A 19,382-nucleotide genomic window follows, 5' to 3' on the forward strand; every position below is an offset into this window, starting at 1 on the left:
ATTGCCTTGCCTCAGATAACTTCCCGCGCCGGGTTGGCTGCCAGCGCCAGGGAATTTGCGACGTGCTCGAGGTGCTCCTCGTCCAGGATGCTGGTCGCGACGCGGACAGCGTTCGTTTTTCCTGTCGAAAACTTCGCTCCGGCATGGACCGCGATGCCGTGCGCGGCCAGCGTGACCATTGCGTAAGGTTCCGAGGCAACCGGAATGAGGACGCTGAGACCGTATCCGGCGTCGATCGCGACATCGCGTTTCGCCAGTTCGCCGGCGAGCCGTTCGCGGCGGCGGCGATAGACCTCCTTCGCCTGCTCGACCAGGGCGGCCGTGGCCGGGTCCTGCAGCAGCCAGGCGGTGGCCGCCTGCAGGATACGGCTGGTCCATCCCGAGCTGAAGCTGCGGTAGGACTGGATCTGCTCGACGATCGTCGCCGATCCGGACAGGACGGCGAGCCGCAGGTCCGGGCCATGGGTCTTGGAATAGGACAGGATATGGACGACGCGATCGGGAAAACGCCGGCCCAGCGAGATGCGCGGCGCCGAGGCAATATCGCCGACGCCGTCATCTTCGACAATCAGCACGTCGGTGCCGGCGAGCAGGTCGCCGATGACTTCCAGCCGCGCCGACGACATGCAGGCGCCGGTCACCGAATGGACGCGCGGCTGGAACAGGAACGCGACGGGCCGCTGCCGCAGAGCGTCGGCAAGTGCATCCGGCAAGGGGCCTTCACTGTCGCAGTCCACCGGAATGATCGGCACGTCGAGATCCTCGAGGATGTCGAGCAGGCGAAGCGCCGTCGGGTTCTCGATGGCCACCGGCGCTCCCGGCGGGACCAGCGCATGCAGCAAGGTGTAGATGGCGTTGTAACCGCCATTGGTGGCCAGGAACGCGCCGGGATCGTACGGCCATGACGGGCGCACTGCGGCCTCCAGCTCGGGCAGGATGCGCACCCGCTCGTAGCTGTTGAGCTTTTCGGCGCGCGCGCCATGCGCCAGCGCGATGCCGAGCGGCGGCAAGAGCTGCACATCGGGCTCCGCGATCGCCAGGTTCAGAACGTCCGCACCGTAATTGCCGCCGCTCATGTGGCGCTCCGGCCGGGCGGCAAAGCGGTTGCCCATGATCCAGGTGCCGTTGCGCCCACGGCCGCCGATGATCTTGTAGCGCCGCAGCTCGCTCCATGCCTGCGAGACAGTCGCCGGGCTGACGCCGAGCACATAGGCCAGATCGCGCACCGGCGGAAGTTTTGCGCCAACAGGCAGCGCGCCGTTTCTGATTAGCGCACTGGTCTCGCGCGCGATGCCGCGCGTCGTGCGGTCGCCAAGGCGTTCAGCGAACCATCCTGCATCGAAATCCATCGGCACCCGCGACCGTTAAAGCTAATGTTCAATAACATAATAACATTTGATCGGCCAAAAATAAACATTTACCAATCGCCGGTCAAACATAGCTTTGAAGTTCATGCCGATGCCCGTCTCCATCACTATAGCCACCCGCGATTGGGATTATCTCACCCCTTTGGTGCTGGGTGACGTCGCCTCCAGCCGCTTGTCGGTGAAGGTTGACCGCGTCGCCACGCTGATCGCGGATCTCGGCACCGATCCGAAATACGATGCGGCGGAGGTCTCATTCAGCCGTTATGTGTCGGCCATGGCGGCGGGCCGGGATACGGTGGTTGGACTACCGTGCTTCATCATGCGCGGCTTTCGCCACCGCTGCATCATCACGGTCGAGGACAGTCCGCTGGAGCGGCTCTCCGACCTTGCCGGCAAACGCATCGGCGTGACCGGCTGGCGCGATTCCGGCAACACATGGACACGCGCGGCGCTTCGCCGGGAAGGCATCGGCGTCGAGGATGCCTATTGGTTCGCCGGCAGGCTGACATCGGAGCACCCGATCGCCGACCGCCTCGACGGATTCGGCAGGCCGGGGCGCATCGAAGCGGCACCGGGCGAACGCCCGATGATGGAGCTGCTGGCGCAAGGCGAGCTCGACGCCGTTTTCACGCCCTTCATGCCGGACGGCTTTTTCGACCCGGCTTCCGGCTTCCGGCAAGTGCTGCGCGATTTTCGTTCTGCCGAACGCGCCTATTTCGCCGACGTCGGTTATGTCCCGGGCATGCATCTGGTCGCCGTCAAGGCCGCCCTGGCCAGGGAGCATCCCTGGCTGCCTCACGAACTCGCCAGGCTGATCGACGAAAGCCAGCGCGTCTGGACGGCAAAGCGCCGAAAATATGCCGACACCTCGCCCTGGATCCTCGAGGAGCTGCTTCATGCGGGGCGCGACCTGCCTGCCTCCTGGAACGCCAGCGGCCTGCCTGCCAACCGGCGCATGATCGAGGATTTCGTCACCGAGCTCCATGCCCAGGGCATTCTGACGGAACCGATTTCCGCCGAAGCCTTGTTTCCTTTCGAAGCCAGGTCGCGGGCCACCGCAGCCTGACAACGCGCAACGAAGAACACGAAGGAGAATGCCATGAGGACAATCAGCTTCATATTCGCCTCGCTCGTCACCATGCTGGCGCAGGCCAGCTTTGCCCAGGATATCCAGAAGCAATCGGTGAACGAAGACTTGCGCGCCCGGCTGCCGGAAGAGATCCGCACGGCGGGAAAGATCACCGCCGTCAACAACGGCTCGTTCCCGCCCTATGAGATCGTCACCGGCACCGAACTGTCGGGGGCGACCAGGGACATTTCCGACGCCATCGGCCAGCTGCTCGGTGTTGAGGTCGATCACGCCTCGGTCGCCGGCCTGCCGGCTTTGCTGAGCGGCATCAATGCCGGCCGTTATCAGTTCGCGATGGGGCCTGTCGGCGACTATCCCGACCGGCAGAAATCCAACGACTTCGTCGATTGGGTGCGCGAATACGTCGTCTTCGCCGTCGAGAAGGGCAACCCGCAAGGCATCACCTCGCTCGACACCGCGTGCGGCAAGCGCATTGCCGTGATGTCGGGTGGCTCGGCAGAAAAGGTCATCAAGCAGCAGGCGCAGAAATGCACCGAGGGCGGCAAGCCGGCCGTCGAGGTGCAATCCTTCACCGACCAGCCGAGCTCGATACTGGCCGTCCGGTCGAGACGCTCTGACGCATTCTTTTCCTCGCAGGCGCCGCTGACCTTCTTCGTCGAGCAGGCGAAGGGCCAACTGGAACTTTCAGGTGTCGGCCAGGCCAATGGCTTCAAGGACATCTATCAAGGCGCCGTCGTCAAGAAGGGCTCGCCGCTGGGCGGTGTACTGCTCGACGCCTTCAAGATCCTGATGAAGAACGGCACCTACGCCGCGGTCATGAAGAAGTGGGGCCTCGAGAAGAACATGATCGACGCGCCCGGCATCAACCAGGGCCAGTAGAGGCTGCCATGACCGACGCGACCGCTGCCTACGCGGCCGAGGTGCCGCGACGTCCGGACGACGCGCTGCGCGACATCAAACGAGCCCACCGGCCGTTTCCGCTCGTCCGGCTGGCGCTCTGGGCATTCACCGTCGTGGTGGCGGCAGGCTTCGCCTATATCGTTGCGGTCAACCCGAATTTCGGCTGGCCTGTGGTCGCCCAGTATTTCTTCGATCCGACGGTCATGCAGGGGCTTTCCGTAACGCTCGGCCTGACGGTCGTGGCGATGATCCTGGGTATCGTGCTCGGATTGCTGCTCGCCATCGCGCGTATGTCGAAGGACAGGCTGGCTTCCCTTCTCTCCGGCCTGTTCATCTGGTTCTTCCGGGGAACGCCGCTGCTGGTGCAATTGATCCTGTGGTACAACCTTTCGACGTTGTTTCCGCGCATCTCCATCGGCTTCGCCAGCTGGGACACCAACGACCTGATCACGCCTTTGACGGCCGCGGTTCTTGGTCTGGCGCTGAACGAGGCCGCCTACATGGCCGAGATCATCCGTGGCGGGCTGCTGTCGGTGGACAAGGGGCAGGCCGAAACGGCTGAAGCCTTCGGCATGACCCGCGCGCGGGCCTTGCGGCGCATCATCATCCCACAGGCGATGCGGTCGATCGTCCCGCCGACCGGCAATCAGCTGATCAGCATGATCAAGGCGACGTCGCTGGTCAGCGTCATCGCCATGGCCGACCTGCTCTACTCGGTGCAGTCGATCTACAATCGCACCTTCGAAATCATTCCGCTGCTGATGGTTGCAGTGCTCTGGTATCTGCTGATCACCTCGGTTCTCAACGTCGCGCAGGGCGCGATCGAACGCCACTACAGCCGCGGCGACCGCGGCGCCCGCGAGAAGACGGCGACCGCCGCCCTGGAGGCCGCCAATGAGCGCGCATGACACGCCCCTGGTCCGGGCGCGCAACGTTCACAAGGCCTTCGGCCCGCTCGAGGTGCTGAAGGGCATCGATCTGGACGTCGCGCCTGGCGAGGTGGTGGTCATTCTCGGGCCGTCCGGCTCCGGCAAATCAACCTTCCTGCGATGCATCAATCATCTCGAGGCGATCGATCAAGGGTCGATCGAGGTGGACGGCGAGCAGATCGGTTACCGGCTGCACGACGGCCGCCTCGACAAGCTTTCCGACCGCGCGATCGCCGCGCAGCGGCGCAAGATTGGCATGGTGTTCCAGCAGTTCAATCTCTATCCCCACATGACGACCCTGCAGAACGTCATCGAGGCTCCGGTCGGCGTTCACCGGGAGAACCGCAAGGAGGCGATCGGCTACGCCCGCGAACTGCTGACCCGTGTCGGCCTCGCCGAAAAGATCGACGCCTATCCGCGCCAGCTTTCAGGCGGCCAGCAGCAGCGCGTCGCCATCGCCCGCGCGCTCGCCATCCGCCCGAAATTGATGCTCTTCGACGAGCCGACGTCGGCGCTCGATCCGGAGCTGGTCGGCGAGGTGCTCGCCACCATGCGCGATCTCGCCAGGCAGGGCTTGACCATGATCGTGGTCACGCATGAGATCGGCTTCGCGCGCGAAGCGGCGGATCGGGTGGTGTTCATGGACGACGGCAATGTGATCGAGGCCGGGCCTCCGGACGAGGTTCTCGCTAAACCCAGGCACCCGCGCACGCGGGCTTTCTTGAGCCGTTTCATCTAAAGCAAAGCCGGCGCGATTACCTGCTCGGCCGGCAAAGGACCTCCCATGCCAAAGACCTCCAACCAGTTCGCCGATATTTCCGACTTCGCCGACAAGGCCGCCGAGCTTGCGGCGGCTCGCCAGCACCTGCACGCGCATCCCGAGCTTTCCTTCCAGGAGCACGAAACCGCTGCATACGTTGCTGAACGGCTCGAAGGCTGGGGCTACGAGGTGACGCGCAATGTCGGCGGCCTCGGCGTCGTCGGCCGCCTGCGCCAGGGCAGCGGCCGCAGCATCGCCATCCGTGCCGACATGGACGCCTTGCCGATCACCGAAGCGACCAATCTCCCTTATGCCAGCCAGGCCAGCGGCAAGATGCACGCCTGCGGCCATGACGGCCATACCACAATGCTGCTCGGCGCGGCTGAATACTTGGCGCGCACAAGGCACTTCAATGGCACGGTCAACCTCATCTTCCAGCCGGCCGAGGAAGCCGGCAAGGGAAGCGGGGCGCAGGCGATGATCGCCGACGGCCTGTTCGAACGCTTTCCCTGCGATGCGATATTCGGGCTGCACAACCATCCGGGCGCGCCGGCGGGTTCATTCTTGATGCGCGCCGGGCCGCTGATGGCGGCGAGCGATACCGTCACCATCAGGATCGCCGGGCGTGGCGGCCACGCCTCGCGCCCGCACCTGACGGTCGACCCGATCGTCGCCGCCGCCAACATCGTCATGACCCTGCAGACGGTTGTGTCGCGCAACGTCAACCCGATCGAGACGGCTGTCGTTACCGTCGGCACCATTCACGGCGGCACGGCCTCCAACGTCATCCCGGAACACGCCGAGATCACGCTGAGCGTCCGCTCCTTCTCGGCCGAGATCCGCGACACGCTCGAGCAGCGTATTCGCAACATCGCAGAACTTGTGGCGCAGGCGCATGGCGCAATAGTCGAGATCGATTACGAGCGCGGCTACCCGGTGGTGATCAATTCCGAGGGCGAGACGTCCTTTGCGACAGACGTCGCTGTCGAACTCGTCGGCAAGGATAAGGTGTCCGTCTGCCCGTTGATCCCCGGCAGCGAAGATTTTTCTTATTTCCTCGAACACAAACCCGGTTGCTTCCTGCGCCTCGGCAACGGCGAGGATTCAGCCATCCTTCACAGCTCGAAATATGATTTCAACGACGGCAATTTGACCGTCGGCGCCGCGCTCTGGGCTCGTTTGACCGAAAGATTCCTGGCCGCTTGATTCATAACTGCGGCTTGGATTGTCGATCGGCCGGTCGAGCAGAATTGGGGCGACCGGCCGCGCGACGATGCACAACGAATTCTCACGCATTCCCGCTCTTCGAATGCGATAAGAGCTTCGCTTTCAGACGAACAAAAAGTCACTCGTCGTCAGCGGGTTCGTAAAGTTTGCGAGAGTAACTTGATCGACTCCCGCGGTAATGATGGTGTCGGTTCCACTTTGCGCAATTGTGAGATCATCGAACGATTGCACGCCCTCCACGCCACTAAACACAATGGTGTCGCCTTGGGTCTGGCTGAAGTCGTAGATGGTGTTTTGGGTTCCGACCGTCATTGAACCATCGTCCTTGAATATGAACTGGTCTCTGCCGCCCTGAGCCAGTTCGCTCAGTTGTCCGTCACCCCACATGTCGTTGATGACCGTGCAGCCGGGTGCCGCGCTCCCGGCGTACAGGGTATCGTTTCCACCCTTGGCCGAACCGGACATTTGCAGGGCGTCGCCGCACAGGAAGTTGCGGACCTGGCCGGTTTCGTTGTTGTCGCCCCCGGTAAGAATGTCGTTGCCGCCCTGGCCGGAACCGGACATGGCGAGGGCATCGCCGTACAACTCGCTTAGAACATCCGGACCGGAGCTCCTGTCGCCGCCGGTCAGGGAATCATTGCCGCCCACAGCGCTGCCGAGCATCGTGCCCGCATCGCCATACCCTAAGTTATGAGTGCCTTGCAGCACGGCCGTGTCGTCGCCGCCGCGAGCGTGGTCGGACATGTTGGCGCCCGCGTCACCGTAGAAACTTGTCTGGGACCCACCAGCGCTCGTGAAGTTGTCGTTGCCGCCTTTGGCAAAACCGGAAAGATCCCCGCCCGCGTCGCCAAAGAGGGTTTTGTTCGGGATCGCCCCACCCAGATCCGTGTAATGGTCGTCGCCGCCCTGAGCATGGTCCGACATGTCACCGCCGGCATCGCCGAAGAAAGTGCTGGTGGAAAAGAAGGCGCCCGTGAACGTGTCGTCGCCGCCCTGAGCATGGTCCGACATATCGCCGCCGGCATCGCCGTAGAAAGTGTTGAGCGAGTCGGTCCGGCTCGTATAGCTGTCGTCGCCGCCCTGGGCATTGCCGGACATGTTGCTGCCGGAGTCACCGAAGAAGGTGTTCGTGGCCTGCCTGGAGCCTTGGAAGGTGTCGTTGCCGCCCTTGCTGTGATCTGACATTTCGCCGCCCGCGTCACCGTAGAAGGTGTGGGTAGCTCCTTGTACAGTGCTGGTCAGGAAAGTGTCATCCCCGCCCCGGGCATAGCCGAACATCTTGCCGCCGGCGTCACCATAGAAGGTATCGACTACCTGCCTTGCCACTCCACTGTTGAAGATATCGTTGCCGCCCCTGCTATGGTCCGACATATCGTCGCCCGCGTCACCAAAGGCAGTGGTGGTGGAGGATGACAGCCCCGTGGTGAAGGTATCGTCACCGCCCCGAGCAAAATTGAACAAGCTCCGAGCCGCGTCGCCGTAGAAGGTGTAGGTCGACGGTGCGGTTTCCGTAAAGGTGTCGTTGCCGCCTCTTGAGAAATCGAGCAGGCTGCCGCCAGCATCGCCTGTCAAGATATTCGTATTCGGATCACCTGTGAGGGCGTCATCGATACCCCACTGATGATCTGCTAGATCACCGGTAGTAAAGGGAACGCGTTTAGACATAATCCGCTCTCCTGTTTAGCCTACCCGTCCCATGACAGCCGTACGATGTGAGGCAAAGCCGAGCAATAATCCCGAATGGCTATGTCTTTAGGCGTAGGGATCGGTGCCTCGTTACTGGCGCGCTTGGCGGCAGCTTACTGAGGCCGTCCTGTTCCGGACTATCCCAGCCTTGCCCGAGCCTTCGCCGTCCAGGCGTTGAACAGCCGGTCTGCGACGATGCCGATGAAGGCGATGGCCAGGCCGGCGACGATGCCGCGGCCGGAATCGGCCTTGGACAGGGCGATGAACACCTCCTGGCCGAGATCGCGGGTGCCGACCATGGCGCAGATGATGATCATCGCCAGCGCCATCAGGATCGTCTGGTTGACGCCGAGCATGATCTCGGGCAGCGCCAGCGGCAGCTGCACGCGAAAGAAAGTTTGACGCGGGGTGCAGCCCGAGACCTTCGCCGCCTCGATCAGCGCCGGCGGCACCTGCCGGATGCCGTGATTGGTGTAGCGGATCGCCGGCACCACGGCGAAGGCGACGGTGGCGATCATCGCGGTGACGTCGCCGACCCTGAACAGCATCACCACTGGAATGATGAAGCAGAACGACGGCAGCACCTGCAGCGTGTCGATGACCGGCGTGACGATCTTTTCGAAGCGGTCGCTGCGCGATGCCATCAGTCCGATCGGAATACCGATCAGGCAGGCGATAAAGGCCGAGATGCCGCACAAATAGACCGTCGCCATGGTCTTTTCCCAAAGGCCGGTGACGGCGCAGAACGCTGTCAATGCCGCGACCAGGGCGGCGAGGCGCAAGCCGCCGAGCTGGTAGCCGGCAAGGCCGAGGAGACACACCGCGCCGAGCCAGGGGAAACCCTCGCAGAAGGCGCGCACCGGGTTCAGCACATTGAGGATAAGCGCGACGCGGAATGCTTCGATCGTGTCGAAGAAGTTGATGGTGATCCAGTTCACCGCCGCCTTCCACAAAGGCGCGGTGGTGAAGGTGATCGCTTTCGGCACCGCGGCGAAGGCCGGCACGAACAGGCCGAGCAGCGTGCTGACGGCGAGGATGGCAACGGCCAGCGTCAGATTGGGATAGCGCCGCCAGAAACTGGTGCCGGGCTGATGGCGGACATTGCCCTTGGCGTGATTGCGGGCGATCGCCTGGCTCAGCCGGTCGAGGGCAATTGCCAGTGCGACGATGGCGAGGCCAGCCTCCATGGCCTCGCCGACCTTGAGCGCGCGCAACGCCAAAAGCACGTCATAGCCGAGCCCACCGGCGCCGATCATCGAGGCGATGATCACCATATTGAGCGCCAGCATGATGACCTGGTTGACGCCGACCATCAATGTCGGCCGCGCCGACGGCAACAGCACCCGCCACAGCTTCTGCCGAGCCGTGCAGCCGGCCATCTCGCTGAAATCGTCGATCTCCGACGGCACCCGCGACAGGCCGAGCATCGTCGCCCGCACCATTGGCGGCGTCGCGAAAATTGCCGTCGCGATCATTGCCGAGACTGGGCTGTTGCCGAACAGAAGCAGCATCGGGATCAGATAGGCGAAGGTCGGGATCGTCTGCATCAGATCGAGGGCAGGGGAGATCAACAGCCTCTCGGCCCAAGGCTTGCGCCATGCCCAGATGCCGGCGAACAGCCCGGTGACAATGCAAAACGGCACGGCGATCGAGATCAGGCCCAGCGTCAGCATGGCGCTGGTCCACTGCCCGAACAGCGCGATGTAGAGAAAACAGCCGCCGACCAGCGCACCCAGCTTCCAGCCGCCGGCGGCGCGCCCGGCAAGGTAGGCGGAAGCGCAGACGCCGACCCAGGACAGGCGCGGCAAGACGATCATATCCGCGCCATGGCCGATCTTGAAATTCTTGGCCAGAAGACCGAGCGCGAAATCGAGCGGCACGCCGAGCACCGCGGTGATCGAGCGGGTCAGCCAGGAGAAGTTCGACTTCAACCAGTTCATCAGCGCACTGACCCAGTCGGCGACAGGAACGGTCGCGCCGGCCGGGTAATTGACCGCCCAGGGCAGGCTTTCCTGCAGCCGGAAGACAATAAGCACGGCGGCGAGCGCACAGGCCCAGATCGCCAGCCAGGTTTGAACCGGCCGGGGCCTCGCTGCGCTGGCGCTTGCCGCGACCGTCATGCGCCGGCCCCACGACGTTCTATGCCGGCCAGAAGATCGATCACCGCCTGCGGCGTGACTTCGCCGATAGGCTTGCCCGTGCCGTTGACCACCGCGAACGGTTTGCCGGCGGAGACGATATCAGCCGAGAAACTGGCGATCTTGGCATCCGGCGCGACCGTGCCGCCGTACTCGGCGCCGTCGCAGGCGCGCATCAGGCTGCGCGCCGAGATCACCTTGGCGCGGTCGACGTCGCGGGTGAATTCGGCGACATAGTCGGTCGCCGGGTTGACCACCAGCTCTTCCGGCGTGCCGATCTGGATGACCTCGCCGTCCTTCATGATGGCGATACGATCGGCTAGCCGGATGGCCTCGTCGAAATCATGGGTGATGAAGACGATGGTCTTGTGCAGCATGGTCTGCAGCCGCATCAGCTCGTCCTGCATCTCACGGCGGATCAGCGGATCGAGGGCCGAGAACGGCTCGTCGAGGAACCAGATTTCCGGCTTCGTGGCGAGGCTGCGGGCGATGCCGACACGCTGCTGCTGTCCGCCAGAAAGCTCGCGCGGATAGAAATGCTCACGGCCGCGCAAGCCGACCAGCTCGATCACTTCGCGCGCGCGAGCCTCGCGCGTCGGCCGGTCCTGCCCCTGTATGCCGAGTGGGAAGGCAATGTTCTCCAGTACGTTGAGATGCGGCAGCAAGGCAAAATTCTGGAACACCATGCCCATGCGGTGGCGTCGCAGCTCGATCAGCGCGGCATCGGAAATCTTGAGCAGATCCTTGCCCTCGAATTCGACCTTGCCGTGGGTCGGCTCGATCAGCCGCGACATGCAGCGCACCAGCGTCGACTTGCCGGACCCCGAAAGTCCCATGATGATGAAGATCTCGCCCTGGCGGATTTCGAGATCGACGGCGCGCACCGCGCCAACCAGTCCGGCCGCGGCGATGTCCGCCAGGCTGGCCTTGCCGTCGCGCCGGCGGATGAAATTGGCCGCGTCCGCCCCGAACAGCTTCCAGACATTGCGACAGGCAAGCTTTATCGGGCGGGCATCGTTGCCCGCTTTCGCCGCCTGTTCAATCGTATCGGTCATGCAATCGTCCTTCTGGAACACGAGATCGAGACCCGGCCACGAATGGCCGGGTCGTCGGATTTCCAGTCAGACGGTCACTCGGCCCAGGCTTTCCAGTCGGCTTCGTGGGCGGCGATCCAGGCGGCGGCGACGTCTTCCGGCGTCTTGCCTTCGAGATCGATCTGGCCGCTCATCTTGTTGAGCTCGTCGGTATCGACCGTGTAGTTTTTCGCGACCTTGTAGGCGACCGGCCATTTGTCCTTCATGCCGGCCCAGGAATATTTCCAGATCTCGCCATGCGGCTTGCCGCAGTCATATTTCGCGTCGGGGTTCACACCCCATTTCGGGTCGGTGTAGCACTCTGTCGTATAGTCGGGGAATTCGACCCATTCGCCCTTGTATTTGGCCGGCGCCCAATGCGGCGAATAGATCCACAGCATGATCGGCGCCTTGCGCTGATAGGCCGAGTCCAGTTCGGCGAACATCGCCGCATCGGTGCCGGCATGGATGACGGTGAAGGGCAGTTTCAGCGCCTCGACGCGTTCGTCGTCAAAACCTTCCCATGTCACCGGGCCGCCGAGATAGCGCCCCTTCGGTGTGGTTTCGGCCGTCGAAAAGGCCTCGGCGCATTTCGGGTCTTTCAGCGCTTCCCAGTTCGGCAGGCCGGGGCATTTCTCTTTCATGTATTCGGGAAACCACCATTCTTCCTTGGCCTTGGGCCCGAGCTTGCCGAGGCGTTCGGTCTGGCCCGTCGCGTCCGAGGCCTTCATCGCCTCGCCGGCCGTCGTGTCCCAGAATTCCAGGCCGACATCGATGTCGCCATTGGTCAGGCCGGTGGTCAGGCTGGAGAGATAGTCGGCGGTCGGATACTCGACGGTATAGCCGAGCTTTTCGAGGATGCCGCCAAGGATCTTGGCGTTCAGATTGACGCTGGTCCAATCGAACAGTGCGATCTTGATCGGGTCGTTGGATTCCGGCGCTGCCGCATAGGCCGAAGATGTCAGTGCGGCTGCGGCAAGTGTTAAGGCTCCCATTGAGAAATTCGAAATCATGCTCCGAAGTGACATGCTTGTTCTCCTGTCAAGCTCTGGTGGAAGTTATCGTAGTTCCCTTCTTGCGTCTTTTTTTGATTGTGTTGGAAAAGCTGGTCGTTGCGCAAGGCCGTAGGCGCCACAATGCTGCCGAAGCGGATGCCGGCGCAAAACGGGGTGGTGCCCAAATTGGTGAAGATGTGGCGGGACAGGCCGCGTCATGATTGCCGAAGGATTGCTGCCGAAGCAGTCATCCACGGATCGATCGCCGGTCTTGAGGGGCAAACCATCAAAGTCCCATGATCTCGGCTGTTGGCTCGGCAACTCGACCAGAGCCACTTTCATGAGATGAAATTATATATACCAACGTTCACGTCGCGCAACGATTAACGCCGGTGCCGATTTTCACGGCCGTCTTTTTGCATGGACCCGTGGATCGGTTCGAAAAAAGCCAAGGTTGCCAGTCATCGGGTTATCAGCCGCGACGACACAATGCGGCAGACCAAAGCGCCTTACTTCAGCCGATGGGAAACACCTGAGATGACGGTATCGCCGTCCGCTTCTGACCGAGGCTTCCATGACCTCTTCCTTGAACAGACTGCGTATTGCCGTGCTCTTTGGCGGACGTTCCGCCGAGCATGACGTTTCGGTGCTTTCAGCAACCAATGTCATGCGGGCGCTGCTGCCCGCCAAATTCGATGCCGTCCCCATCTTCGTCACGCGCGAAGGACAGTGGCTGCTGAGCAGCTTCCAGGATGGTACGCTCGCAAAACCTGCGGGCGGCATGGAAGTTTGCCTGGTTCCGGGTGGCCGCGGACGGATGATGGCGATCCCGGCCGACGGCACGCCCTATGATCTGCAGAAGATCGACATCCTGTTTCCCGTCCTGCACGGCCTCCACGGCGAAGACGGCTCGGTGCAGGGGGTGGCCGAGGTGGCTCGAGTGCCGCTCGCCGGCTGCGGCATCCTTGGTTCGGCAACCGCGCTGGACAAGGACGTCGCCAAGCGGCTCCTGAAAGCGGCGGGGCTGCCAATCGCGCGCTCAGTGACGATTCATGAAGGAACGGCGCCTGCCCTCGCCACACTGGAAAGCGAACTCGGCCTGCCGCTCTTCATCAAACCGGCGCGTCAGGGATCGTCTGTCGGCGTCAGAAAAGTCCATGCCAGCCAGGAATTCGATGGAGCGCTTGCTGAAGCCTTCCGGCACGATTGCAAGCTGTTGGCCGAGGAATTCATTCGTGGGCGCGAGATCGAATATAGCGTGCTGGAGGACCCGGCAGGTGACCTGTTCGTCTCGCGGCCCGGCGAGATCGTGCCGGCGGAAAGCCACGGTTTCTACAGCTATGATGCCAAATACATCGACGAGAACGGCGCGGCGCTGAAAGTGCCGGCCGATCTGCCGCCGGAGGTCGAGGCAGGCATGGGGGACGTGGCCGCAAGGGCTTTCAGAGCCGTCGGCTGTGACGGGATGGCCCGCATCGACTTCTTCCTGACGCCGGACATGCAATTCCTGGTCAATGAAATCAACACCATCCCCGGCTTCACCGATATCAGCATGTATTCCAAGGCAATGGCGGCAAGCGGCGTCAGCTATTGCGAAATCATCGACCGGCTCGTGGAACATGGATTGGCACGGGCCGGCCGAGCAGCCTGAACGCAGCGAAGCGGCTTTCATATCCGGTCGATGGTACGTTGGCCCGCGCTGCTCACGACATGATCAGGCCGCCATCGACATTGATGGTCTGGCCGGTGATGTAGGCCGCATCGTCGCTGGCGAGAAAGCTGACCAGGCCGGAGACATCCTCGCCGCTGCCGGCGCGGCCCATCGGGATATTCTTCACCCATTCGGCCATCAGCTCGCCGGGCTTGTAATCGCCCATCAACTTGCCCCACGCGGCATCGTTATAGGCCCACATGTCGGTGTCGATGATGCCGGGGCAGATCGCGTTGACGGTGATCTTCTCCTTGGCCACTTCCTTGGCCAGGCTCTGGGTGATGCCGACGACGCCGAATTTCGAGGCCGCATAATGCGGCGTGTAGATAAAACCCTGCCGCGCCTGGCCGGATGCGGTGTTGATCAGCCGGCCGCCGTCGCCATGCTTGCGGATACGCGCGATCGCCTCCTGGCAGCACAGGAACACCCCCTTGGTGTTGACCGCCATCACCTTGTCCCATTCGGCCTCGGTCATCGCCTCGATCCTGGCGATGGTGATGACACCGGCATTCTGTACGGAGATATCGACGCGGCCGAACTCCTGCTCGGCCAGGTCATAGAGGGCGACGACCTCGTCCTTCTTCGTCACGTCCATGCGCAGCGATGCGACCCTGGCGCCCGCAGCCTTCAGGTCGGCGGCAACCTCGTCGACGCGCGCGTCGATGGCGCTGACGACGATCGCAGCACCTTCCGCGGCGAAGCGCCTGGCCATTGCCGCGCCGATGCCGCCGCTGGCGCCGGTGATCACCGCCGTTTTTCCCTGGAATCGCTTCTGCATCTTTTCTCCTACCAGCAGACGAAGCCGCCATCGACGATCAGGTCGATGCCGGTGACGAAACTCGCGGCGCGGCTGGCCAGGAACACGGTCGGGCCGACCATCTCTTCCGGCGCCGCCATGCGGCCCATCGGCGTGTCGCGCTCGAAGATCCTGACCTGGTCGGCGACCTCCGGCCGCTTGTTCATCGGCGTCAGCGTGTAGCCGGGGCTGACGACATTGACGCGCAGGCCGCGATCCGCCCATTCCATGGCGAGGCTCTTCGACATGTGGATCACTGCGGCCTTCGACGAATTGTAATGCGCCTGGGTCAGGCCGCGATTGACGATCGAGCCCGACATCGACGCGATGTTGATGATCGAGCCCTTGCGCCGCGTCAGCATGGCGCGCGCCTCGGCCTGGCAGGACAGGAACACGCCGCTGACATTGACGTCGTAGAGCTTCTGCCATTTCTCCAGCGACAGCGTCTCTGCCGGCTCAGCTCCGGCGACGCCGGCATTGTTGACGGCGACCGTCAGCGCGCCGAGTTCCTTCTCCGTACGCTCGATCGCGGCCGCGAGATCGGCCTCTGAAGTCACCGTGCCGTTCAGCACCAGCGCCTTGCGGCCAAGTGCCGTGATCCGGTGCGCGGTCTCCTCCAGGCCGCCTTTGGAGGCGTGGCCGAAGCAGGCTATGTCGGCGCCGGCCTCGGCCAGGCCAATGGCGATCGCTTGCCCGATGCCGCTGCCGGCGCCTGTCACAAGTGCCACGTCACCATGAAGTTCGAATAGTTTCATCGTCGGTTCCTCTGCTCCAACCGCCGTCCTCCGGAAATAAAGGGGCGCCAACTCTGTTGCTGGCGCCCCGCGCGGTCTGGTGCTTGGGAGGATACCACCTGCTGCGCTTTGTTTCGATCCTAGCTCGTGGCGAGTTCCATCACGGCGATATTGCTTGCTTCGTTGCGGTCGAGAATGCCGCGTTGCCGGCCGCGGCTCAGCACCAGCACGCGATGCGACAGGCCGAGCACTTCTTCGAGGTCGGAGCTCACCACCACCACCGCCATGCCGGAACGGGCAAGGTCGGCGATGACATCATAGATCGCGGCGCGTGCACCGACGTCGATGCCGCGCGTCGGCTCATCCAGGATAAACACCTTGGGCGGGCGCGACACCCATTTGGCGATGATCACCTTCTGCTGGTTGCCGCCTGAAAGCTTGCTGACCGCCTGGTTCGGCCGGCCCTTGACGCCGAGCCGGCGAATGCCGGCCTCGGCGAATTTCTGCACCGCCTTCGGGAAGACCCAGCCATTCGGCGCGACATGGTCGAAATTGCCGATCGCCAGGTTCTCGCCGATCGTCTGGTCGAGCACCACGCCTTGTGCCTTGCGGTCTTCCGGCACCAGAACGACGCCGGCCTTGATCGCCGCCGCCGGGCCATTGAGATGCACCGGCTTGCCGGCGACGCGCACCGAGCCGGATGAGATCGGATCGGCACCGGCGATCGCCCGCACCAGCTCCGTGCGGCCGGCGCCGATCAGCCCGGCAATGCCGAGGATTTCGCCGGCCCGCACCGAAAAGCTGACATTTTGAAAGCTGCGTTCCGGCGAGGACAGGTTCTCGACCTCGAGCAGCGTGTCGTTGCCCGGCGCCGATACCGTAGGGAACATCCGCTCGACACTGCGGCCGACCATTTGCTCGACGACGGTGCGCACCGGAATGTCGGCGCGCTCGTGCCGGGCGACGATGCGCCCGTCGCGCATCACCACCACGCGGTCGGCGATTTGGGCGATCTCGTCCAGCCGGTGGCTGATATAGATGAAGGACATGCCTTCCACCTTGAGCTTGCGGATCTGCTGGAACAGGAGCTCCGTTTCCTCGCCGCCAAGGGCTGCCGTCGGTTCGTCGAAGATCAGCAGCTCGGCATTGAGCGTCAGCGCCTTGGCGATCTCGACCTGCTGCTGGGCGGCGATACGCAGCGTGCGCACCTTGCGCTCAGGCGAGACATCGAGGCCGAGACGCTTCAACTGGGCCGATGCCCGTGCATTCATTGCCGCGCGATCGATGCGGCCGCCACGCATCGGCAGGCGCCCGACATAGACGTTTTCGGCGACCGACAGATCGGGCAAGAGCTTCAGCTCCTGGTGGATCATGCCGATGCCGGCGTCGATCGCCGCGGCAGGATTGGCGGGGGAATAAGCGTTCCCCCGCCAGGTGATGGTGCCGGCATCGGGTTTCGTCGACCCGGCGATGATGTTCGAGACGGTCGACTTGCCGGCGCCGTTTTCGCCAAGCAGCGCCACGACCTCGCCCGGCCGCACCTCGAAGCTCGCATCGGCCAGGACCTGCACCGGCCCGTAGCTCTTGCAGAGGCCGCTGACGACGAGCCCGTTATGGGGGCTGTGCGTGTGGCGAGGATCGGTGGACATCGTTGCGCTCGTCGACTGCCGGACTGGTCTCAATCAGGGATGCTTGGCGATGAACTGCTCGACATTGTCCTTGGTGGTCAGCGTCGCATCCTGCAGCTGTTCTGCGGGAATGGTCTCGCCGGCCACCAGCTTGATTGCCGCATCGACGGCAAGCCGGCCCATGCCCTGGGTCTGCTGCGTCGCCGTCACGTCGAAGACGCCGTCCTTCAGCGCCTTGAGCGCCGCCACGTCGCCGTCGAAGCCGGCAACCCAGACCTTGTGGCCGGGATTGGCGACCTTGACCGCCTGCGCCGCACCGAGCGCCAGCGCATCGGCCTGGCCGATGACGATCGACACGTCGGGATGCGACTGCAACAGATCCTGCGTCAGCTTGAAGCCTTCGTCCTGGTGCCAGCCTTCGCTCCACAATTCGCCGACGACCTTGATGTCGGGATAGCCCTTCAGCGCTTCGCCGCAGCCCTTCGAGCGATCGACCTCGGGCGTCGTACCCTTCTGGCCGTGGATGATGATCAGCTCGCCCTTGCCGCCGGCCTGCTTGGCGATGTAGTCGCAAACCGCTTTCGCCGATGCCACGCTGTTGGTGGCGATGAAGGTGTCGCCGGGCGCGCCGTCGGCGTTGCGGTCGACATTGATGACTGGGATGCTGGCAGCCTTGGCCGTCTTGGTCGGCACGGTGGCGGCGGTGGCGCCGGCCGGAATGTAGATCAGCGCGTCGATATTCTGCGTGATCAGATCCTGCACCTGGCTGACCTGGGTCGCCGAATCGCCCTTGGCGTCGACGGTGACGACCTCGATGCCCTTTTCCTTGCCGTAGGCTTCGACGGACTGCTTGATCTGGTTGAAGAAGTCGGCCTGCAGATTGGCGACGGCGAGGCCGAGCTTCTTGGCTTCCTTGGCCGAGGCCATGTCGGACAGGCTAAGCAGCGGGATGATGGCCGCGGCGGCAAGCAGCAATGAACGTTTGGTCAGCATGTTTATTCCTCCGTTGATGTTCAATCTGTCCTGCCCGCGCATCGCGGCGCCCCTTGGCCGAACAACTCCCAGTTTCGGATCACCGATCCGTTTTCGCCCGAATATCGGGGCGAATCTCATTGAGCCCAATTCTTCATTGTGCCCCATTCTTCATTGTGCTCGGCGCCGCCAGGTGTCGGTGGCCACCGCCAGCGCGATCACCACGCCGATAACCACTTGCTGGATGAAGGGCGAGACGCCGAGCAGGTTCAGCCCGTTACGCAGCACGCCGATGATGAGGACGCCGATGGCTGTGCCGCCGATCGAACCGACGCCGCCCGACAGGCTGGCGCCGCCGATTACCACCGCGGCGATGGTGTCGAGTTCGTAGCCGAGGCCGGAGCTCGGCTGGACGGAATCGAGCCGCGCGGCAAGCACGATGCCTGCGAGACCGGCCAGCACGGCGCAGATCGCATAGACCCAGTTTGTCAGTGACTTGACCGGTATGCCGGACAGCCGAGCGACTTCGGCACTGCCGCCGATTGCGTACAGGCTACGGCCGGTGGTCCGGTAGTTCAGGAAGATCGCGAAAATGACGGCAAGCACGATCATCAGCCCGACGGTGACCGACAGGAAGCCGAAATGGCGGATGATCGACAGGCTGGTGAACCAGTCGGGAAAGCCGACGATCTGCGAGCCGTCGGTGATCATGTTGGCGAGGCCGCGCGCCACCGACATCATCGCCAGCGTGGCGATGAAGGGCGGCAGCTTGGTGACCGTCACCAGCAGGCCCGAAACCAGCCCGCAAAGGCCGGCGACGACGAGGGCTGCGGCGATGCCGGCCGGCAGGCCGAGATTGAGATAGTCCGGATGGGCGACGAAGCCCATCACCATGGAAGCCAGCGCCAGCACCGAGCCGACGGACAGGTCGATGCCGCCGATCAGGATGACCAGCGTCATACCGATCGCCATGATGCCGAGCACGGTGACCTGGTCGAGCACATTGAGAATGTTGCGGACAGTCAGGAAGGTGTCGGTGGTCAGCGAGAGCGCCAGGCACAGCAGAACCAGCCCGATCAGCGGACCCATGGTTCCGGCAAAGACAGCCGAAAACTTTGCGCCCGCCGTAGCCTGCGCACCAGAGCCTGCTTTCAACTCGCTTGCGTCGTTGCTCACAGCCACTTTGTCTCCTCCACAGCAATCCGGCGCTGCATCACCGGGCCACGTTGTTCACCCAGGCCCCTCCCTGTGAACAATTTATCTTTAGTATGCAATTTTGTTCAGCTAAACTGTTCGTCGGAAAATTGTCAAGGCCTGCCGCTTCATTCGACGACGGGTTTGCGCTGTCCGCCGGTTTGCCTTACGCAAGGTCTCCG

At 63.3% G+C, this 19,382-nt stretch carries 16 protein-coding genes; 6 read left to right on the forward strand and 10 right to left on the reverse strand.

The window, feature by feature from the left end; genetic code table 11:
* Positions 1 to 11: 11 nt before the first annotated feature.
* Entirely contained in the window at positions 12 to 1,349 is a 1,338-nt protein-coding gene (locus AC0L2X_RS01190; protein WP_473553171.1) for an aminotransferase-like domain-containing protein, read from the reverse strand.
* Positions 1,350 to 1,458: 109 nt separating this feature from the next.
* On the opposite strand from AC0L2X_RS01190, the gene AC0L2X_RS01195 reads away from it, so the two are divergent.
* From AC0L2X_RS01195 to AC0L2X_RS01215, 5 genes are all read left to right on the forward strand, one after another.
* Positions 1,459 to 2,433: a substrate-binding domain-containing protein gene (locus AC0L2X_RS01195; RefSeq protein WP_473553174.1), complete on the forward strand. Its 975-nt coding sequence runs from the start codon at positions 1,459 to 1,461 to the stop codon at positions 2,431 to 2,433.
* Positions 2,434 to 2,505: 72 nt separating this feature from the next.
* Positions 2,506 to 3,336: an ABC transporter substrate-binding protein gene (locus tag AC0L2X_RS01200; protein WP_473553673.1), complete on the forward strand. Its 831-nt coding sequence runs from the start codon at positions 2,506 to 2,508 to the stop codon at positions 3,334 to 3,336.
* 8 nt (positions 3,337 to 3,344) lie between these two features.
* On the forward strand, positions 3,345 to 4,265 hold the full coding sequence (locus AC0L2X_RS01205) for an amino acid ABC transporter permease (protein WP_473553177.1): 921 nt from the start codon (positions 3,345 to 3,347) through the stop codon (positions 4,263 to 4,265).
* Positions 4,252 to 5,025 (forward strand): amino acid ABC transporter ATP-binding protein, encoded by a 774-nt coding sequence (locus tag AC0L2X_RS01210; RefSeq protein WP_473553180.1) that lies wholly within the window; start codon positions 4,252 to 4,254, stop codon positions 5,023 to 5,025. The genes AC0L2X_RS01205 and AC0L2X_RS01210 overlap by 14 nt, the downstream gene beginning before the upstream one ends.
* Before the next feature lie 45 nt (positions 5,026 to 5,070).
* The gene (locus tag AC0L2X_RS01215; RefSeq protein ID WP_473553183.1) at positions 5,071 to 6,252 is read left to right on the forward strand and encodes a M20 aminoacylase family protein; all 1,182 of its coding nucleotides are present in this window, start codon (positions 5,071 to 5,073) and stop codon (positions 6,250 to 6,252) included.
* A gap of 123 nt (positions 6,253 to 6,375) precedes the next feature.
* Here AC0L2X_RS01215 and AC0L2X_RS01220 read toward each other — a convergent pair whose 3' ends face one another.
* The 4 genes from AC0L2X_RS01220 to AC0L2X_RS01235 form a co-directional block, all read right to left on the reverse strand.
* Positions 6,376 to 7,938: a hypothetical protein gene (locus AC0L2X_RS01220; protein ID WP_473553185.1), complete on the reverse strand. Its 1,563-nt coding sequence runs from the start codon at positions 7,936 to 7,938 to the stop codon at positions 6,376 to 6,378.
* A 158-nt stretch (positions 7,939 to 8,096) separates the two neighbouring features.
* Complete coding sequence (locus AC0L2X_RS01225) at positions 8,097 to 10,079, reverse strand: ABC transporter permease (protein WP_473553187.1); 1,983 nt, start codon at positions 10,077 to 10,079, stop codon at positions 8,097 to 8,099.
* Positions 10,076 to 11,152, reverse strand: coding sequence for a quaternary amine ABC transporter ATP-binding protein (locus tag AC0L2X_RS01230; RefSeq protein ID WP_473553190.1), 1,077 nt, complete (start codon positions 11,150 to 11,152; stop codon positions 10,076 to 10,078). Before AC0L2X_RS01230 ends, AC0L2X_RS01225 begins: the two co-directional genes overlap by 4 nt.
* Positions 11,153 to 11,226: 74 nt before the next feature.
* Positions 11,227 to 12,198, reverse strand: a complete 972-nt coding sequence (locus AC0L2X_RS01235) for an ABC transporter substrate-binding protein (RefSeq protein WP_352489517.1) — start codon at positions 12,196 to 12,198, stop codon at positions 11,227 to 11,229.
* Positions 12,199 to 12,739: 541 nt separating this feature from the next.
* Between AC0L2X_RS01235 and AC0L2X_RS01240 the strand changes: the two genes are divergently transcribed.
* Positions 12,740 to 13,816 (forward strand): D-alanine--D-alanine ligase family protein, encoded by a 1,077-nt coding sequence (locus tag AC0L2X_RS01240; RefSeq protein ID WP_473553193.1) that lies wholly within the window; start codon positions 12,740 to 12,742, stop codon positions 13,814 to 13,816.
* A gap of 52 nt (positions 13,817 to 13,868) precedes the next feature.
* Here AC0L2X_RS01240 and AC0L2X_RS01245 read toward each other — a convergent pair whose 3' ends face one another.
* The 5 genes from AC0L2X_RS01245 to AC0L2X_RS01265 all read right to left on the reverse strand — a co-directional run bounded on the left by AC0L2X_RS01245 (position 13,869) and on the right by AC0L2X_RS01265 (position 19,188).
* Complete coding sequence (locus AC0L2X_RS01245) at positions 13,869 to 14,654, reverse strand: SDR family oxidoreductase (RefSeq protein WP_473553195.1); 786 nt, start codon at positions 14,652 to 14,654, stop codon at positions 13,869 to 13,871.
* Between the two features lie 8 nt (positions 14,655 to 14,662).
* Positions 14,663 to 15,427 (reverse strand): SDR family oxidoreductase, encoded by a 765-nt coding sequence (locus tag AC0L2X_RS01250; RefSeq protein WP_473553200.1) that lies wholly within the window; start codon positions 15,425 to 15,427, stop codon positions 14,663 to 14,665.
* 119 nt (positions 15,428 to 15,546) lie between these two features.
* Positions 15,547 to 17,055, reverse strand: a complete 1,509-nt coding sequence (locus AC0L2X_RS01255; protein ID WP_473553202.1) for a sugar ABC transporter ATP-binding protein — start codon at positions 17,053 to 17,055, stop codon at positions 15,547 to 15,549.
* A 33-nt stretch (positions 17,056 to 17,088) separates the two neighbouring features.
* Positions 17,089 to 18,027 carry a sugar ABC transporter substrate-binding protein gene (locus tag AC0L2X_RS01260; protein ID WP_352484098.1) on the reverse strand — a complete coding sequence of 313 codons (939 nt, stop codon included), beginning with the start codon at positions 18,025 to 18,027 and terminating at the stop codon, positions 17,089 to 17,091.
* Between the two features lie 150 nt (positions 18,028 to 18,177).
* Positions 18,178 to 19,188: an ABC transporter permease gene (locus AC0L2X_RS01265; RefSeq protein WP_473553205.1), complete on the reverse strand. Its 1,011-nt coding sequence runs from the start codon at positions 19,186 to 19,188 to the stop codon at positions 18,178 to 18,180.
* Between the last annotated feature and the right edge of the window lie 194 nt (positions 19,189 to 19,382).

It is taken from the genome of Mesorhizobium sp. WSM4828 (assembly GCF_055811175.1).

Excerpts from the sequence above, each read along its gene's own strand:
- AC0L2X_RS01260 (WP_352484098.1), bottom strand. The coding sequence starts at position 18,027 with ATGCTGACCAAACGTTCATTGCTGCTTGCCGCCGCGGCCATCATCCCG.
- AC0L2X_RS01210 (WP_473553180.1), top strand. The coding sequence starts at position 4,252 with ATGAGCGCGCATGACACGCCCCTGGTCCGGGCGCGCAACGTTCACAAG.
- AC0L2X_RS01245 (WP_473553195.1), bottom strand. The coding sequence starts at position 14,654 with ATGCAGAAGCGATTCCAGGGAAAAACGGCGGTGATCACCGGCGCCAGC.
- AC0L2X_RS01255 (WP_473553202.1), bottom strand. The coding sequence starts at position 17,055 with ATGTCCACCGATCCTCGCCACACGCACAGCCCCCATAACGGGCTCGTC.
- AC0L2X_RS01190 (WP_473553171.1), bottom strand. The coding sequence starts at position 1,349 with ATGGATTTCGATGCAGGATGGTTCGCTGAACGCCTTGGCGACCGCACG.
- AC0L2X_RS01205 (WP_473553177.1), top strand. The coding sequence starts at position 3,345 with ATGACCGACGCGACCGCTGCCTACGCGGCCGAGGTGCCGCGACGTCCG.
- AC0L2X_RS01225 (WP_473553187.1), bottom strand. The coding sequence starts at position 10,079 with ATGACGGTCGCGGCAAGCGCCAGCGCAGCGAGGCCCCGGCCGGTTCAA.
- AC0L2X_RS01215 (WP_473553183.1), top strand. The coding sequence starts at position 5,071 with ATGCCAAAGACCTCCAACCAGTTCGCCGATATTTCCGACTTCGCCGAC.
- AC0L2X_RS01195 (WP_473553174.1), top strand. The coding sequence starts at position 1,459 with ATGCCCGTCTCCATCACTATAGCCACCCGCGATTGGGATTATCTCACC.
- AC0L2X_RS01230 (WP_473553190.1), bottom strand. The coding sequence starts at position 11,152 with ATGACCGATACGATTGAACAGGCGGCGAAAGCGGGCAACGATGCCCGC.
- AC0L2X_RS01220 (WP_473553185.1), bottom strand. The coding sequence starts at position 7,938 with ATGTCTAAACGCGTTCCCTTTACTACCGGTGATCTAGCAGATCATCAG.
- AC0L2X_RS01250 (WP_473553200.1), bottom strand. The coding sequence starts at position 15,427 with ATGAAACTATTCGAACTTCATGGTGACGTGGCACTTGTGACAGGCGCC.
- AC0L2X_RS01235 (WP_352489517.1), bottom strand. The coding sequence starts at position 12,198 with ATGTCACTTCGGAGCATGATTTCGAATTTCTCAATGGGAGCCTTAACA.
- AC0L2X_RS01200 (WP_473553673.1), top strand. The coding sequence starts at position 2,506 with ATGCTGGCGCAGGCCAGCTTTGCCCAGGATATCCAGAAGCAATCGGTG.
- AC0L2X_RS01240 (WP_473553193.1), top strand. The coding sequence starts at position 12,740 with ATGACCTCTTCCTTGAACAGACTGCGTATTGCCGTGCTCTTTGGCGGA.